The organism is Streptomyces venezuelae, assembly GCF_008642295.1.
Taxonomy (GTDB): domain Bacteria; phylum Actinomycetota; class Actinomycetes; order Streptomycetales; family Streptomycetaceae; genus Streptomyces; species Streptomyces venezuelae_C.
The window spans coordinates 1,669,841-1,685,403 of sequence record NZ_CP029190.1; the positions used below are offsets into that span (position 1 = coordinate 1,669,841).

11 protein-coding genes are annotated in these 15,563 nt (G+C 69.4%); 3 read left to right on the forward strand and 8 right to left on the reverse strand.

All coding sequences use genetic code 11. The annotated features are described in order from the left end of the window. Window positions 1-2: 2 nt before the first annotated feature. Window positions 3-1,124, reverse strand: coding sequence for a hypothetical protein (locus DEJ50_RS07230; RefSeq protein ID WP_150206756.1), 1,122 nt, complete (start codon window positions 1,122-1,124; stop codon window positions 3-5). A gap of 134 nt (window positions 1,125-1,258) precedes the next feature. Between DEJ50_RS07230 and DEJ50_RS07235 the strand changes: the two genes are divergently transcribed. Beyond that, window positions 1,259-2,353 carry an LCP family protein gene (locus DEJ50_RS07235; protein ID WP_150206757.1) on the forward strand — a complete coding sequence of 365 codons (1,095 nt, stop codon included), beginning with the start codon at window positions 1,259-1,261 and terminating at the stop codon, window positions 2,351-2,353. 62 nt (window positions 2,354-2,415) lie between these two features. On the opposite strand, the gene DEJ50_RS07240 is transcribed toward DEJ50_RS07235, so the two are convergent. Continuing rightward, on the reverse strand, window positions 2,416-3,948 hold the full coding sequence (locus DEJ50_RS07240; protein ID WP_150206758.1) for an amino acid permease: 1,533 nt from the start codon (window positions 3,946-3,948) through the stop codon (window positions 2,416-2,418). 219 nt (window positions 3,949-4,167) lie between these two features. Here DEJ50_RS07240 and DEJ50_RS07245 point away from each other — a divergent pair, with 219 nt between their 5' ends. After that, complete coding sequence (locus DEJ50_RS07245; protein WP_150206759.1) at window positions 4,168-4,530, forward strand: hypothetical protein; 363 nt, start codon at window positions 4,168-4,170, stop codon at window positions 4,528-4,530. An 88-nt stretch (window positions 4,531-4,618) separates the two neighbouring features. Here DEJ50_RS07245 and dxs read toward each other — a convergent pair whose 3' ends face one another. The 5 genes from dxs to DEJ50_RS07270 form a co-directional block, all read right to left on the reverse strand. Continuing rightward, on the reverse strand, window positions 4,619-6,535 hold the full coding sequence (dxs, locus tag DEJ50_RS07250) for a 1-deoxy-D-xylulose-5-phosphate synthase (RefSeq protein ID WP_150206760.1): 1,917 nt from the start codon (window positions 6,533-6,535) through the stop codon (window positions 4,619-4,621). Between the two features lie 192 nt (window positions 6,536-6,727). Next, a complete protein-coding gene (locus tag DEJ50_RS07255; protein WP_150206761.1) occupies window positions 6,728-8,047 on the reverse strand; it encodes a sugar ABC transporter permease in 1,320 nt (439 codons plus the stop codon). After that, complete coding sequence (locus DEJ50_RS07260) at window positions 8,044-8,832, reverse strand: ATP-binding cassette domain-containing protein (RefSeq protein WP_150206762.1); 789 nt, start codon at window positions 8,830-8,832, stop codon at window positions 8,044-8,046. The genes DEJ50_RS07255 and DEJ50_RS07260 overlap by 4 nt, the downstream gene beginning before the upstream one ends. Window positions 8,833-8,968: 136 nt before the next feature. Beyond that, on the reverse strand, window positions 8,969-10,069 hold the full coding sequence (locus DEJ50_RS07265; protein ID WP_190344334.1) for a substrate-binding domain-containing protein: 1,101 nt from the start codon (window positions 10,067-10,069) through the stop codon (window positions 8,969-8,971). A 129-nt stretch (window positions 10,070-10,198) separates the two neighbouring features. Beyond that, window positions 10,199-11,413, reverse strand: a complete 1,215-nt coding sequence (locus tag DEJ50_RS07270) for an ROK family transcriptional regulator (RefSeq protein WP_150206764.1) — start codon at window positions 11,411-11,413, stop codon at window positions 10,199-10,201. 461 nt (window positions 11,414-11,874) lie between these two features. Here DEJ50_RS07270 and mgtA point away from each other — a divergent pair, with 461 nt between their 5' ends. Continuing rightward, a complete protein-coding gene (gene mgtA / locus DEJ50_RS07275; protein WP_150206765.1) occupies window positions 11,875-14,619 on the forward strand; it encodes a magnesium-translocating P-type ATPase in 2,745 nt (914 codons plus the stop codon). A 6-nt stretch (window positions 14,620-14,625) separates the two neighbouring features. Here the strand turns inward: mgtA and DEJ50_RS07280 are convergent, their stop codons facing one another. Next, window positions 14,626-15,552 (reverse strand): carbohydrate ABC transporter permease, encoded by a 927-nt coding sequence (locus DEJ50_RS07280; RefSeq protein ID WP_150206766.1) that lies wholly within the window; start codon window positions 15,550-15,552, stop codon window positions 14,626-14,628. Window positions 15,553-15,563: the final 11 nt, after the last annotated feature.

A 15,563-nucleotide genomic window follows, 5' to 3' on the forward strand; every position in this document is an offset into this window, starting at 1 on the left:
GCTCAGTACCGCGTCCACCGGCCCAGCGACAGGCCCATGTTGTCCTTCTGCCGGGTCACGAGCAGCTCGCCCGAACCGCTGATCGCGGCGATCACGATCCTGCCGTGCGCATCGACGGTCAGGCCGGGCGAGCCCACCGAGTCCTCGCCGGTCTCGGTCCACCACAGGCCGGCCGCCTCGTTCTCGGTCGGATAGGCGGCGAGCGCGGTCCGGCCGTTCAGGCCCCGGTAGGCGAGGACCGTGCAGTCGTAGCCGTCGACGAAGGCCCGGGTGCCGGCGACCGCACCGTGTGCGGGGCCGCCGCCGAGCGCCATCACGCCGACCCCGGCGCGGTAGGCGCAGACGCCGCGGCCGTCGGCCAGGTGCCAGTAGTACGTGACCCGGTCAGGAGCCGTCTCCACACCGCAGCCGGAGCCCGGTTGGGCGAGGAACGGCAGGTCTTCCGCCTTGTCGACCGAACCGCCCGGCTCGGACTGGGTCCACAGGCTCACCCGCTTCTCGGCCGGGGCGAGGAGCGAGACCCGGCCGCCGAACGTCGCGAACCCGGTGGAGCCGTCAAGGGTTCCGCTGCCCTTGATATCGGCCCATTTGCTCCACTTGCCGTTCCCGTCCTGCCGACGGCAGTGGACTCCCTTGCCGAAGTTCCGTACGAAGACGTGCAGTCCGCCGTGCCCGTCGACGGCCGCGCTCGGGGCGCCCGCGGTGCGGGCCATGTCCTCGTTCTGGTAGAGGCTGCCCAGCGAGGCCCAGGGTCCCAGCGGCCGGCCCGTCTGGTACTGCATCGCATGGTGGAAGGTGATCTGCTCCCGGCCGTCCACGATCCGGCTGCGCCGGCCGACGAAGTGCACGTAGCCGTCCTGCCCTTGGGCCAGGCAGAGGTGGGTCAGATCAGGGGCCGGGAAGAAGTCGGGGCCGGTCCACCCGGGGCCGCCGGGAACGCTCTCGGTCCAGCGCACCAGCCCGCCCTCGGCGCTCGCGTACGCGCTCAGCCGGCCGTCCCTGCCCGCGAGGATCCAGGATCCGGAGGCCGGGCCCAGGACGGCGGCGCTTCGTTCGGGAACGGCGTCCGCCTGGCCCGCGCGGGCCACCTGCTTGTGGGACCTGCGCGCGGATCGCGTAGCCATGAGCCGAAGCAGCCTTCCCACATCATCAGATGAACGGAGTTGAGCATACCCCGGCTCTTTACTCGCTCAAGAGTGCGTTTATGTTATAGGCCGCGTGCCCTCTCTCATCAGTGCGGAAGGACCGGTCCCCGGGAATGACTGCAGACACTTCAGGTTCGACGACTCCGCCGGAGGGCCGCGCCGGGCGGCGCCGGAGCACCACCCGCACGCGGACCCGGGGCCAGAAGATCCGCCGGGTCCTGCTGTGGAGCCTGCTGGCCGTGGTGGTCGCGCTCGGCGGCGGAGCCTGGTGGACGTACAACCACCTCAACGGCAACATCCAGAGCGTGGACCTGGACCAGGCCATCGGTGACAACCGCCCGCAGAAGGTGGTGACCGGGGCCCAGAACATCCTGGTGATCGGTTCCGACTCGCGGGCCGGGGACAACGGCGAGCTGGACGGCGGCCAGGTGAGCGGCGCCCGCTCGGACACCACCCTGCTGATGCACATACCCGCCGGCGGGACCAAGGCCACCGCCATCAGCATCCCCCGCGACACCCTGATCACCCGGCCGGACTGCAAGGACGAGAACGGCAGGACGATCCCCGGCCAGAAGCGCACGATGATCAACAGCGTGCTGGGCACCGGCGGTCCGGCCTGTGTGGTCAAGACCGTGGAGCAGCTGTCCGGAGTCCGCGTGGACCACTTCGTCCAGGTGGACTTCGCCGGGTTCAAGGGCCTGGTCGACGCGCTGGGCGGGGTCACCGTCACCCTCGACCAGCCGATCAAGGGCTCCAAGGGCGGCATCACCCTGGACGCCGGGGAGCACCGGCTCAACGGCACCGACTCGCTGAAGTTCGTCCGGACCCGCAAGGGTTACGCGGACGGCAGCGACCTCGGCCGCATCGGTCTCCAGCAGAAGTTCATGACCGCGATGCTGGCCGAGATCAAGAAGCAGGACGCCCTCGGCAACCCGGCCCGCCTCTACAAGCTCGCCGACGCCGGCACCAAGTCGCTGACCACCGACTCCGAACTGGGCTCGCTCACCAAGCTCTCGGACTTCGCCAAGAGCATGAAGGGCGTGGACCCGCAGACGATGGAGACCATCATGCTCCCGGTGGCGTACGACAAGATCGACCCGAACCGGGTGATCGTCGCCGAGCCGCAGGCCACCCAGCTGTGGGAGGCCCTGCGCAAGGACGAGAAGATCCCCGCCTCCGCGAAGAAGTCCCCGGCCAAGGCCGGCTGACGCAGCCTCCGCACGCACCGGACGGCCGGGCCCCGCTCCTGGGGCCCGGCCGTTTCGCGTGCTCAGCTCGGCGGCTGCTTCGGGGTGGTGGTGACGTTCCCGCGGGGCCCTTCGAGCCCCAGGCCCAGCCGGCTGTGCCGGCGGCCGTACAGGTAGTAGACGACGATGCCGACGACCATCCAGATCCCGAACCGCAGCCAGGTGTCGGCCGGCAGGTTGAGCATCAGCCACAGGGAGGCGGCGATCGAGACGATCGGGAGCACCGGTACCCACGGGGTGCGGAAGGAGCGGTGCAGGTCCGGGCGGGTCCGGCGGAGGATGATCACGCCGAGTGCGACGACCACGAACGCGAACAGGGTGCCGATGTTCACCAGCTCCGCGAGCTTCTCCAGGCTGGTGAAGCCGGCGAGGAAGGCGATGGCCACGCCGAGCAGGATGGTCGCGCGGTACGGGGTGCGGAACTTCGGGTGGGTGACGGAGAAGAAGCGCGGCAGCAGGCCGTCACGGCTCATCGCGAAGAACACCCGGGTCTGGCCGAGCAGCAGGATCATACTGACCGTGATCAGGCCGACGGCGGCGCCGAGACTGATGGCCCCGGCGAAGAACGGCTGGTTCACGGACTTGAAGGCCTCGGCGAGCGGGGCGGTCGGCGACATCTGCGTGTAGTGCTGCATACCGGTGACGACCAGGGTCACGGCGACGTAGAGCAGGGTGCAGACGAACAGCGAGCCCAGGATGCCGCGGGGCATGTCCCGCTGCGGGTTCCTGGTCTCCTCGGCCGCCGTCGCCACGACATCGAAGCCGATGAAGGCGAAGAACACCAGGGCGGCTGCGGTGAAGATGCCCATGACGCCGAAGTTGGTGGGTTCGTAGCCGAACATCAGCTGGACCAGCGGGGCGTGCCAGCCGCTGACGGACTCCGCCTGCGGCTGGGCCGGCGGGATGAACGGCGAGTAGTTCTCGGCCTTGATGAAGAACAGTCCGGCGACGATGACCAGCAGCACCACGGTCACCTTGATGGCGACCACGATCGCGGTGATCCGGGCCGAGAGCTTCGTCCCGACGACCAGGATCGCGGTCAGCGCCAGGACCAGGAGGAAGGCCAGCAGGTCGAAGGAACCGCCGGCATCGGGTCCGGCCAGCGCGGTGGGCAGCTCCCAGCCGAGGTTGGTCTCCATCAGATGGCGTACGTACCCGGACCAGCCGACCGCCACCACCGCGGTGCCGAGGGCGAACTCCAGCACCAGGTCCCAGCCGATGATCCAGGCGGGCAGCTCGCCGATCGAGGCGTAGCTGAAGGTGTACGCCGATCCGGCCACCGGCACCGTCGAGGCGAACTCGGCGTAGCAGAGGGCCGCGAGGCCGCAGACGACACCCGCGGCCACGAAGGACAGGGCGGTGGCGGGACCGGCGTTGTTCCGGGCCGCAATGCCCGTCAGCACGAAGATGCCGGTGCCGATGATGACGCCGACACCGAAGATCATGAGGTCCCAGGCGGAGAGGGATTTCCGCAACTGGTGCTCGGGTTCCTCCGTGTCGCGGATGGACTGTTCCACCGATTTCGTGCGGAAGGAACTGTTCAGATTCGCACTCACGGGCACACCTCCGAACGGGCCCCCACGGCGTGAGGGGGGTGCCGGCACGCACGGCCGGGCGGATCACCCCCTCAAGGATGTTCCTCCCCGCCGGGGACCTGCAACAGGAAGGACCCCCATCGGCCGTCATCCGCACGGCGGCGCACCGCATGCCGCCGAGCGCCCGGCGGTCCAGGCTGCGGGCAAGGCCGCCATCACCGCACAGACGAGGACCGAGCCATGTCCCACCACCGGCGCCACCGGCGCATCGGCGTCATCACCGGATCGGCACTGCTGCTGCTGACCGCCACGGCCTGCTCGGGCCTGGGCAGGACCACCGTCGGCACGCTCTCCTTCCGCGCCCACGACTCGCCCGCCGAGCTGGTCTACTCGAACACCCTGGTCCGGGGGTGCCACCGGATCGCCCTCCCGCGCGGCGCCGCCCATGTGCACAACAACACCCTGGTCGACATCGTGCTGTACCGGACGGAGAACTGCCGGCACACGGACAAGGCCGACGGGATCTACGTGGCCACCAGCCTGTCGAACGTGACCGCACCGCACAGCCTGCCCTGGCGCAGCTTCACCGTCGTCGGCAGCTGACCGGCGCGGTCGACCGGCCGCCGCACGGCAAAGGCGCGGCCGGGACCCGTCGGAACGGGTCCCGGCCGCGCCTGTTGCGGTCACCGCATCAGTCGACCGCGGCGGCCGGCTCGCTCTCGTAGCGGCCGTCCAGCTTGGCGACCAGGCCGGTGACCTGGCGGGCGATGTCCGGGGCGGTCAGCCCGATTTCGGCCAGGATCTCCTTGCGGAGGGCGTGGTCGAGGAAGCGCTGCGGAATTCCGAAGTCGCGCAGCGGTACGTCGACGCCCGCGTCCCGCAGGGCCTGCGAGACGGCCGCGCCCACGCCGCCGGTACGGCCGTTGTCCTCGACGGTGACGACCACCCGGTGGCGCTCGGCCAGCGGGGCGAGCGCCTCGTCCACCGGCTTGACCCAGCGCGGGTCGACCACGGTGGCGGAGATGCCCTGCTTGTCGAGCAGGTCGGCGATCTCCAGGCACATCGGGGCGAGCGCGCCGACCGAGACGATCAGCACGTCCGGCTGCCGGACCTCGGGGGCCGGGGCGCGGAGCAGGTCCATGCCGCCGATCCGGCCGATGGCGGGCACGGCCGGGCCGACCACGCCCTTGGAGAAGCGGACCACGGTCGGGGCGTCCTTGACCTCGACGGCCTCGCGGAGCTGGGCGCGCAGCTGCTCGGCGTCGCGCGGGGCGGCCAGCCGCAGGCCGGGGACGACCTGGAGGATGGACATGTCCCACATGCCGTTGTGGGAGGCGCCGTCGTCGCCGGTGACCCCGGCCCGGTCCAGGACGAAGGTGACCCCGCACTTGTGCAGGGCCACGTCCATCAGGACCTGGTCGAAGGCGCGGTTGAGGAAGGTGGCGTAGACGGCGAAGACCGGGTGGACCCCGCCGGTGGCCAGGCCCGCGGCGGAAGTGGCGCCGTGCTGCTCGGCGATGCCGACGTCGTAGATCCGGTCCGGGAAGGCCTCGGCGAACTTGTTGAGGCCGACCGGGTGGAGCATGGCGGCGGTGATGCCGACCACGTCCGGGCGGTCGTGGCCGATCTTGACCATTTCGTCGGCGAAGACCGAGGTCCAGCTGGCGGCGGCGGTCTTGACGGGCAGACCGGTGTCCGGGTGGATGACGCCGACCGCGTGGAAGCGGTCCGCCTCGTGCTCCAGGGCCGGGGTGTAGCCGCGGCCCTTCTGGGTGAGGCAGTGGACGATGACCGGGCCGCTGAAGCGCTTGGCGCGGGTGAGGGCGGACTCCAGGGCCTCGAGGTCGTGCCCGTCGATGGGGCCGATGTACTTCAGGCCCAGGTCCTCGAACATGCCCTGGGGGGCGATGAAGTCCTTGAGGCCCTTCTTGGCCCCGTGCAGGGTCTCGTAGAGCGGCTTGCCCACGACCGGGGTGCGCTCCAGCAGATCCTTGCCGCGGGCCAGGAAGCGCTCGTAGCCGTCGGTGGTGCGCAGGGTGGCCAGGTGGTCGGCGAGGCCGCCGATGGTGGGGCCGTAGCTGCGCTCGTTGTCGTTGACGACGATGACCAGCGGGCGGTCCTTGGCGGCGGCGATGTTGTTCAGCGCCTCCCAGGCCATACCGCCGGTGAGGGCGCCGTCGCCGATCACCGCGGCGACGTGGTGGTCCTCCCGGCCGAGCACCTGGTTGGCCTTGGCCAGGCCGTCGGCCCAGCCCAGCACGGTGGAGGCGTGCGAGTTCTCGATCACGTCGTGCTCGGACTCGGCGCGCGAGGGGTAGCCGGAGAGGCCGCCCTTGGTGCGCAGCCCGGTGAAGTCCTGGCGGCCGGTGAGCAGCTTGTGCACGTAGGCCTGGTGCCCGGTGTCGAAGAGGATCTTGTCCTTGGGGGACTCGAAGACCCGGTGCAGGGCGATCGTCAGTTCGACGACACCGAGGTTGGGGCCCAGGTGCCCGCCGGTCTTGGAGACCGCGTCGACGAGGAAGGACCTGATCTCCGCGGCCAGCTGGTTCAGCTGCTCCGGGCTGAGCCGGTCCAGATCGCGCGGTCCCTTGATGCGGGTCAGCAGCACCCGTGCCTCCTTGCAGTTGCTTGCTGGTCTGTCGAGTCTAATGTTCCGGCCGCGCGGTGCGTCATCGGGCCTTCGTCATATGTGCACATCCGCACGGGCCCACACCACACCTTCAGGTGGCCGGGCGCACGGATGTGCCCGGCACCACCCACGTTCAGGGGTGCCGGGCACAGGGACCGCGTCAGGGGTGTCTCAGGCGCGGCCTGCGGTCTTCTGCGTCTTGCGGGTGACCGAGTCGATCACCACGGTGGCCAGCAGCACCGCACCGGTGATCATGTACTGGATCGGTGTGGCGATGCCCTGCAGGGCGAGACCGTACTGGATCGAGGTGATGACCATGACACCGAGGAGGGCGTTCCAGGTCCGGCCCCGGCCGCCGAAGAGGCTGGTGCCGCCGATCACGGCCGCCGCGATCACGTTCATCAGCAGGTCGCCGGCGCCGGCGCTCTGGTTGGCCGCCGCGATCTTGGAGGCCCAGAAGAGGCCGCCGATCGCCGCGAAGGTGCCCGCGATGGCGAAGACCGAGATGCGGATCAGGTCCACGTTGATGCCGGCCCGCCGGGAGGCCTCGACGCTGCCGCCCAGGGCGAACACCTTGCGGCCGAAGCCGGTGCGGCGGAGCAGGAAGTCGGTGCCGACCAGGACCAGCACGAAGAGCAGCACCGCGAGCGGCATGCCCTTGTACTGGTTGAACACGGCGGCGGCGCCGAAGGCCACCGCGGCGAGCAGCCCGGTGCGGAGCAGGATCTCGCTCAGCGGCCGGAAGGGCACGCCGGCCTCGGCCCGGCGCCGGGCGTCCAGGAAGGAGCCCCCGAAGTACACCGCGACGGCCACCGCGGCCAGCCCGTAGGCGGCGGCGACATCGGAGAAGTAGTACGTGGTGAGCTTGCCGACCACGCCCTCGGAGTCGAGGTTGATGGTGCCGTTGCTGCCGAGCAGCTGGAGCATGAATCCGGACCAGAACAGCAGGCCCGAAAGGGTGACGGCGAAGGCCGGGGCGCCGATCTTGGCGAAGAAGAAGCCGTGGATGGCGCCGATCAGGGCACCGCCCGCGATGGCGGCGAGCACCGCCAGCCATTCGTTCACGCCGTGGGTGACGGCGAGGACGGCGACGATCGCGCCGGAGACTCCGCTGACCGAGCCGACCGAGAGGTCGATCTCGCCGAGCAGCAGCACGAAGATGATGCCGACGGCCATCATGCCGGTGGCGACCATCGTGACCGCGATGTTGTTGATGTTCTCGGCGGAGAGGAAGTTCGCGTTCAGGCTCTGGAAGATGGCGCAGATGACCACCAGGCCGATGACGACCGGCAGCGAGCCGAGGTCGCCGGCGCGGAGCTTGCGCCTGAACTCGCCGAGGTAGCCGGCCAGGCCCTGCTCGCGGACCAGCAGGCGCGGGTCGACGGCCGGGATGGCGTCTCCGGCGGCGGCCGGGTTGACGACCTCGTGGTCCGCCTTGGCGACCGGGGCCGCCGGGGCGTGGGCGGTCTTCGCCGTGTTGTCGGTGCTCACTTGCGAGCCTCCCCGGTGCGGGCCGCCCGGCGGGTCACGGCGTTGTCCGTGGCGCCCGTGATGGCGGAGATGATCTCTTCCTGCGAGGTGTCGGCGACATTGAAGACACCGTTGTTGCGGCCCAGCCGCAGGACCGCCACCTTGTCGGCGACGGCCTTCACATCGGCCATGTTGTGGCTGATGAGGATGACGGCGTGGCCGCGCTCGCGCAGCCGCTCGACCAGGTCGAGGACCTGGGCGGTCTGCTCGACGCCGAGGGCCGCGGTGGGCTCGTCGAGGATGACCAGCCGGGGGTCGCCGAGCATGGAGCGGGCGATCGCCACGGTCTGGCGCTGGCCGCCGGAGAGCGAGGCGATGGGGATGCGGACGCTCGGGATGCGGATGGAGAGGGTGGTGAGCAGCTCGCGGGCGCGCCGCTCCATCTCCACCTCGTCGAGGATGCCGCGGCGCTTGAGCTCGCGGCCGAGGAAGAGGTTGCCGACCACGTCGATGTTGTCGCAGAGCGCGAGGTCCTGGTAGACCGTCGCAATGCCCAGGTTCTGGGCGTCGTGGGGCTTGCTGATGGAGACCGGGCGGCCGTCCCACTCGATGACCCCGTCATCGATGGGGTGGACTCCGGCGATCGTCTTGACGAGCGTCGACTTGCCGGCGCCGTTGTCGCCGACCAGGGCGACCACCTCACCGGAATGGATCTCGAGTTCTACGTCGGTGAGGGCCTGGACGGCACCGAATCGCTTCGAGACCCCTCGCAACGCCAGCACGGGCGCAGCGGACACGTGAATCATCTCCTTCGCCGCCTGACCGGCGGGGATGCCTTGCATTTACGTTTCTGCCCGGCGCCCCGCGGGTGGCGGGGGGGATGAGGGGCGGGGCGCCGGGCAGGTGTGCGGGCCCTCCTCCCGAAGGGGAGGGCGGCGGCGGCTACTTGAGGCCGGCGGCGTCGCAGGCGGCCTTGTACTTGTCGGTGCAGATCTCGGCGACCGAGTAGACGTTGTCGCGCACCACGGTGTCGGCGATGTTGGCCTTGGTCAGCGATACCACCGGGATCAGCACGGACGGAACGCCCTTGGTGGTGGGGCTGTCCACGGTGGACTGGGCGATCGTCTTGATGTCCTCGTTCTTGGCGAGGGCGACGGCCAGCTTCGCGGCGGCTTCGGCCTCCGGCGCGTACGGCTTGTAGACGCTCATGAACTGCTCGCCCGCCACGATCCGCTGGACACCGGCGAGTTCCGCGTCCTGGCCGGTGACCGGGGGCAGCGGGTCGACGCCGGCCGCCTTGAGGGCGGTGATGATGCCGCCGGCCATGCCGTCGTTGGCGGAGTAGACGCCGACGATCTTGTCCTTGCCGAGGGCCGAAATCGCCGCCGCCATGTTGGTGTTGGCGTTCTCCGGCTTCCATTCCTTGGTGTCGTACTCCTTGCCGACGGTGACCTTGCCGTCGAGCTGGGAGTGCGCGCCCTTCTTGAACAGCGCGGCGTTCGGGTCGGTGACCGAGCCGTTCATCATGACGATCTGGCCGGATTTGGCCTTGTCGCCCAGGGCTTCGAGCAGGGCCTTGCCCTGGACCTTGCCGACCTCTTCGTTGTCGAAGGAGGTGTAGGCGTCGATGGGACCCTCGGCGAGGCGGTCGTAGGCGACGACCGGGATACCGGCGTCCTTGGCCTTCTTGACCGCGCCGGCGATGGCCTTGGAGTCCACCGCGTCCACGATCAGGACGTTCACCTTGGCGGTGATCATCGTCTCGACCTGGGAGTTCTGCGTGGTCGCGTCCTGCTTGGCGTTGGCGTAGAGCACCTCGCCCTTGCCACCGGTGAGTTCGGCGACCTTCTTCTCTATCAGCGGCTTGTCGAACTTCTCGTAGCGCGCGGTCTGGTTCTCCGGCAGGAGCAGACCGACCTTGATCGCGTCACCCACGGGCGCTGCGGAGTCCTTCGGCTTGTCGCCGGCCTCCTTGGCGCTCCCGCAGGCGGCGAGCGAGGCAGCCATTGCGGTGGCGGCTACGGCGACGGCGGCTCTACGCATACGCGTGTTCATTTCCTGAACCTCCCTGACGAGGCCGCAACACCGCGGCCGAGGTGGATGTGAGTCAACCCCGGCCGCGATTTGCCGTCAAGGAGTGAATCCTTAACGAGATGACAACGGTGCCATCCGTTATCTAACTGAAGACAAGACCTGGGGAGCCTGCATCCCGCCGCCCCTGCCCAGCAAAAGCGTCGAATCGCCCATCTCGCTCAGTACGAGGGCCAACGCGCCGAGGACTTCGGCCCGTGCGCCCAGCGATCCCGTCAGCACCGACAACTGCCGGGCGGCGCTGGGAATCGCGTACCTCCCCACTGATTCACGGATGGGAGCCAGCACCAGTTCACCGGCATCCGCAAGCGATCCGCCCAGGACCACCCGGCTGGGGTTGAGCAGGTTGCACAGACTGGCCACCCCGCTGCCCACATGGCGGCCCACGTCCGTGATCACCCGGCGGCAGCCCGGATCGCCCTCCCGGGCCAGCTCGACCACGCGCTCCATGGTGAGTTCGGGCCCGTGGCTGCCCTGGAGCAGCGGCAGGACGTAGCGGGCGGCGGCGAAGGTCTCCAGGCAGCCCCGGTTGCCGCAGCGGCAGACCGGCCCGGACTCGTCCAGGGTGATGTGCCCGATCTCGCCCGCGGTGCCGCCCGGCCCCCGGTAGATCTGCCCGTTTATCACCAGCCCGGCGCCGACACCGCTGGCCACCTTGATGTACGCGAGGTCCTTGACCCCCCGGCCGCTCCCCCAGACCAGCTCGCCGAGCGCGCCGAGGTTGGCGTCGTTGTCGACGTACACCGGCACGCCCAGGCGCCGGGAGAGCTCCTCCCGGGGGTTGATGCCGGCCCAGCCCGGCAGGATGGCGGTGGAGCCGAGGGTCCCGGCTTCCACGTCGATCGGGCCGGGCACGCCGAGGCCTACCCCGATCACCTTCTCCCGGACCGTGCCGACGTCCTCGATCAGCCGTCCGACCAGGTGCTCCGCCCGGTCGAACCCGTCCACCCAGGAGGCGTCCACGTCCAGTGGCTCGGTCTCCTCGGCCAGCACCTGGTGCGCGAGGTTGCCGACCGCCACCCGGAGGTGGGTGTGGCCGAAGTCGACGCCGATCACGATGCCCGCGTCTCCGCTGAGCGAGACGCTGCGGGCCCGCCGGCCGCCGGCCGAGGTCGGCGTGACCTCCACGGTCCCGCCGTCCTTCAGCTCCCGGACGATATTGGAGACCGTGGCCGCCGACAGTCCGGTGGTACGGGCGATCTCCGCCTGGGTCAGCGAACCGGCGAGCCGGACGGCACGCACCACCCGCTCGAGATTCGCGCGGTGCAAGGACGACTGCGAACCCGGAGTCTCCACTACTGATCCACTCCTGCCATCTCTCCAACTTGTGAACCCTAAGTCGAGCCTGCGGCCCTCCAAAGGTCAAGAGGTCGCAGGAGCACGAATCGGCCACTTCAGGGACAGTGTCGGTCAAAAGTACGAGAGAAGGACGGCGGTGATCGTGTTACGGTCGCTGAGGCGCCGATCCTCTGCGGCCTTTTCCGGCCGGATCGCCCGCCCATTCGGTGACCGCACGAGGCAAGGAGGTGTTCGGGATGAGTCCCGATCGAAGTTCCTGCCGCGTGCCCGCCGCCTGATCGCCGTCCGCTGACGCCTCGCCGATCCGGCCGGCCGCTCGTTCACAGGTTCACCCCGCTCCTTCCGCATGCCCCGGTGCGCCCCGACGCCCGCGCCCACGGCCTGCTGCACACCCATGACCACTCTGCGTAACGGTGCGGCTTCGCGCTGCCCGGATGCGTACAGAGGAAGGCTTCGTCATGACCATGCTCACCCCCCGTACCCCCACCAAGCTCGCACCGCCGGGCCGGACCCGCCGCGAGCGCAAGGCCGCCGAACTGGAGGCCCGCACCCGGCTCGTCGCCGAGCTCCTCGCCGAGACCAGCGCCCGCTCGGGCGTTCAGGTCCTGCAGTCCGTCGACGCCTCGCACAACGGCCTCACCCGGAGCGAGGCCGCGCTGCGCCTGGAGCGCCACGGCCCCAATACGGTCGCCCGGGAGCGGGCGCCCCACTGGCTCGTGCAGCTGGGCAAGGCCTTCTGGAACCCCTTCATCGGGGTCCTGGTCTTCCTGGCCGCGATCATGTTCTGGCAGGACCCGGCGGACGAGGGCGTCATCATCCTCTCCGTGATGGTGGCGGTCAGCGGACTGCTGCGGTTCTGGCAGGAGCACCGCTCCGGCCGCGCCGCCGACGCGCTGAAGAAGCTGGTGACCACCACCTGCGCGGTGCAGCGCCGGGCCGGCAGCGGATCCCTGACCACCACCCTCGAGGTGCCGATGGACCAGGTGGTCCCCGGCGATGTGGTCAAGCTGGCCGCCGGCGACCTGATCCCGGCCGACCTGCGGCTCATCACCTCCAAGGACCTGATGGTCAGCCAGGCCGCGCTGTCCGGGGAGTCCCTGCCGGTCGCCAAGGCCGACCTGCCGCCCCGCTTCCCCGACGGGGCCCCCGCCGAGGACCTGGGCCGGCAGGGGACCGACGACCCGGTCGAGGCCGCCAACCTCTGCCTGATGGGCACCTCGGTGACCTCCGGCACCGCCACCGGTGTGGTGGTCGCCACCGGCGCCGACACCTACTTCGGCTCGATGGCCGGCTCGCTGGTCGGCGAACGCCCGCAGACCAACTTCGACACCGGTGTGCGCAAGGTCAGCTTCCTGCTGATCCGCTTCATGCTGGTGATGGTCCCGGTGGTCTTCATGATCAACGGCATCACCAAGGGCGACTGGGACGAGGCCTTCCTCTTCGGCATCGCCGTCGCCGTCGGCCTGACCCCCGAGATGCTGCCGATGGTCGTCTCCGCCAACCTGGCGCGCGGCGCGGTCGCCATGTCCAAGCGCAAGGTGGTCGTCAAGCGGCTCAACGCGATCCAGAACCTGGGCGCGATGGACGTCCTGTGCACGGACAAGACCGGCACCCTCACCGAGGACCGGATCGTCCTGGACCGCTACCTGGACGTGCACGGCAAGGAGGACAACGAGGTCCTGGAGTACGGCTACCTCAACGCGCACTTCCAGACCGGTCTGCGGAACCTGATGGACCAGGCGGTCATCGACCGCGTCAACGAGGCCGAGGAGGTTGTCGTCGACGCACGGTTCTCGATGGTCGACGAGATCCCCTTCGACTTCGCCCGGCGCCGCATGTCCGTGGTCCTGAACCGCAACTCCGTCCTGGGCAACGTCGGCCGCCCCGAGCACATCATGATCACCAAGGGTGCCGTCGAGGAGGTCCTGGACCTCTGCACGCACATGACGGACCGCGGCGAGACGGTCGAGCTGACCGAGCAGCTGCGCTGGCACGTCACCCGGATCGCCGAGGACAACAACCGGCAGGGCCTGCGGGTCCTCGCCGTGGCCACCCGTACGATCGCCACCCCGCGCGACACCTACTCGGTCGCCGACGAGGACCGGCTGACCCTGGTCGGCTTCCTCGCCTTCCTCGACCCGCCGAAGGCCGACGCCGCCCGGGCCCTGACGGGCCTGGCCGACAAGGGCATCGCGGTGAAGGTGATCACCGGTGACAACGACCTGGTGGCCGCCCGGGTCTGCGCCGACGTCGGCATCCAGGTCGGACATGTGGCGCTCGGCGCCGATGTCGACGCGCTCGACGACACGGAACTGCGCGCGCTGGCCGCCCGTACGACGGTCTTCGCCAAGGTCAACCCGGTCCAGAAGGCCAGGATCGTCCGGGCCCTGCAGGCCGACGGGCACACGGTCGGGTTTCTCGGGGACGGCATCAACGACGCCGCCGCGCTGCGCGACGCCGATGTCGGCATCTCGGTGGACACCGCCGTCGACATCGCCAAGGAGTCGGCGGACATCATCCTGCTGGAGAAGGACCTGACCGTCCTGGAGCAGGGGGTCGTCCAGGGCCGGACCACCTTCGGCAACACGATCAAGTACATCAAGATGACCGCGTCGTCGAACTTCGGCAATGTCTTCTCGGTGCTGGTGGCGAGCGCGTTCATCCCCTTCCAGCCGATGCTGGCGATCATGCTGCTGCTGCAGAACCTGGTCTACGACATCGCGCAGCTGGCGACCCCGTGGGACCGGATGGACGAGGAGTACCTGCGCAAGCCGCGCAACTGGGACGCCAAGGGCATCCTCCGCTTCATGGTCACCATCGGCCCGGTCAGTTCCATCTTCGACATCGCGATGTTCCTGATCATGTGGAACGTGTTCGGTGCCAACAGCGAGAGCGCCCAGTCCCTCTTCCAGTCCGGCTGGTTCGTCGAGGGCCTGCTCTCGCAGACCCTGGTCGTCCACATGATCCGTACCCGGAAGATCCCGTTCATCCAGTCCCGCGCCTCCTGGCCGGTGATGGTGATGACCGTTCTCGCGGTGCTGACCGGCCTGTGGCTGCCGTTCTCCCCGCTGGCCCCCTCGCTGGGCTTCGTCGCCCTCCCGGCCTCGTACTTCCCGTGGCTGATCGGCGTCCTCCTGGCGTACTGCACCCTCACCCAGCTGGTGAAGACCTGGTACATCCGCCGGTTCAACACCTGGCTGTAGGGGCCCCTACTTGAGGGTGGCCGAGGTGAGACCGGCCTGGATCTGGCGCTGGAAGGAGAGGTAGACCACCAGCATCGGGATCATCGCGATGGTCACGCCGGCGAACAGCACCGGCAAGTCGGTCTCGTAGCCCATCTGGTACTGCAACTGGATGAGGCCCTGGGTGAGCATGAAGCGCTCGGGGTCTCCTCCGGTCTGCGGCTGCATCAGTACCGAGGGCAGGATGTACTGGTTCCACTGGCCCAGGATGTTGAAGATCCCGACGCTGATCAGGCCGGGCCGGGCCATCGGCAGCATCACCTGGAAGAAGATCCGGGTGTCCGAGGCCCCGTCGATCACCGCCGCCTCGTGCACCGCCGTCGGCAGGGTGCGGAAGAAGGAGTGCATGAAGAAGACGGTGAAGGGCATCGAGTAGGCGACATAGACCAGGATCAGCCCCTGGTAGGTGTTCAGCATGTCGAGCCGGCGCACCATGAAGAACAGCGGGACCAGCGCCAGGAACACCGGGAACATCGCCCCGCTGACGAAGAAGTAGTAGATGAACCGGTTCCCCGGGAAGGGGTAGCGGGCCAGCACGTACGCGGCCATCGACCCGAACAGCATGGTCAGCGGGACCGAGAAGACCATCACGATCAGGGTGTTGGCGAAGTAGCTGCCGATGCCCTTGGTCCAGGCCCGCCCGAAGGCGTCGAAGTGCCAGTTCGAGGGCCAGCTCAGGGCGGACCCGCCGATCTGCACGTCCGTCTTGAAGGATCCGAGCGCCAGCCAGATCAGCGGCAGCACGATCAGCACGGCCCAGACGGCGAGGAAGCCGTGGGAGAAGACGTGGAGCACCAGGCCCTCGGAGCCGCCGTTCCCCCGCTCTCCGGAACGACCGCTGCCCCCGTTCCGCTCGGCCGCGGACTCCCCGGGGGCTTTGACAACTGTGGTCATCGTGGTCTCCC

Coding starts and splice junctions, on each gene's coding strand:
- DEJ50_RS07265 (WP_190344334.1), bottom strand. CDS start 10,069: ATGCGTAGAGCCGCCGTCGCCGTAGCCGCCACCGCAATGGCTGCCTCG.
- DEJ50_RS07260 (WP_150206762.1), bottom strand. CDS start 8,832: ATGATTCACGTGTCCGCTGCGCCCGTGCTGGCGTTGCGAGGGGTCTCG.
- DEJ50_RS07230 (WP_150206756.1), bottom strand. CDS start 1,124: ATGGCTACGCGATCCGCGCGCAGGTCCCACAAGCAGGTGGCCCGCGCG.
- DEJ50_RS07235 (WP_150206757.1), top strand. CDS start 1,259: ATGACTGCAGACACTTCAGGTTCGACGACTCCGCCGGAGGGCCGCGCC.
- DEJ50_RS07245 (WP_150206759.1), top strand. CDS start 4,168: ATGTCCCACCACCGGCGCCACCGGCGCATCGGCGTCATCACCGGATCG.
- DEJ50_RS07280 (WP_150206766.1), bottom strand. CDS start 15,552: ATGACCACAGTTGTCAAAGCCCCCGGGGAGTCCGCGGCCGAGCGGAAC.
- mgtA (WP_150206765.1), top strand. CDS start 11,875: ATGACCATGCTCACCCCCCGTACCCCCACCAAGCTCGCACCGCCGGGC.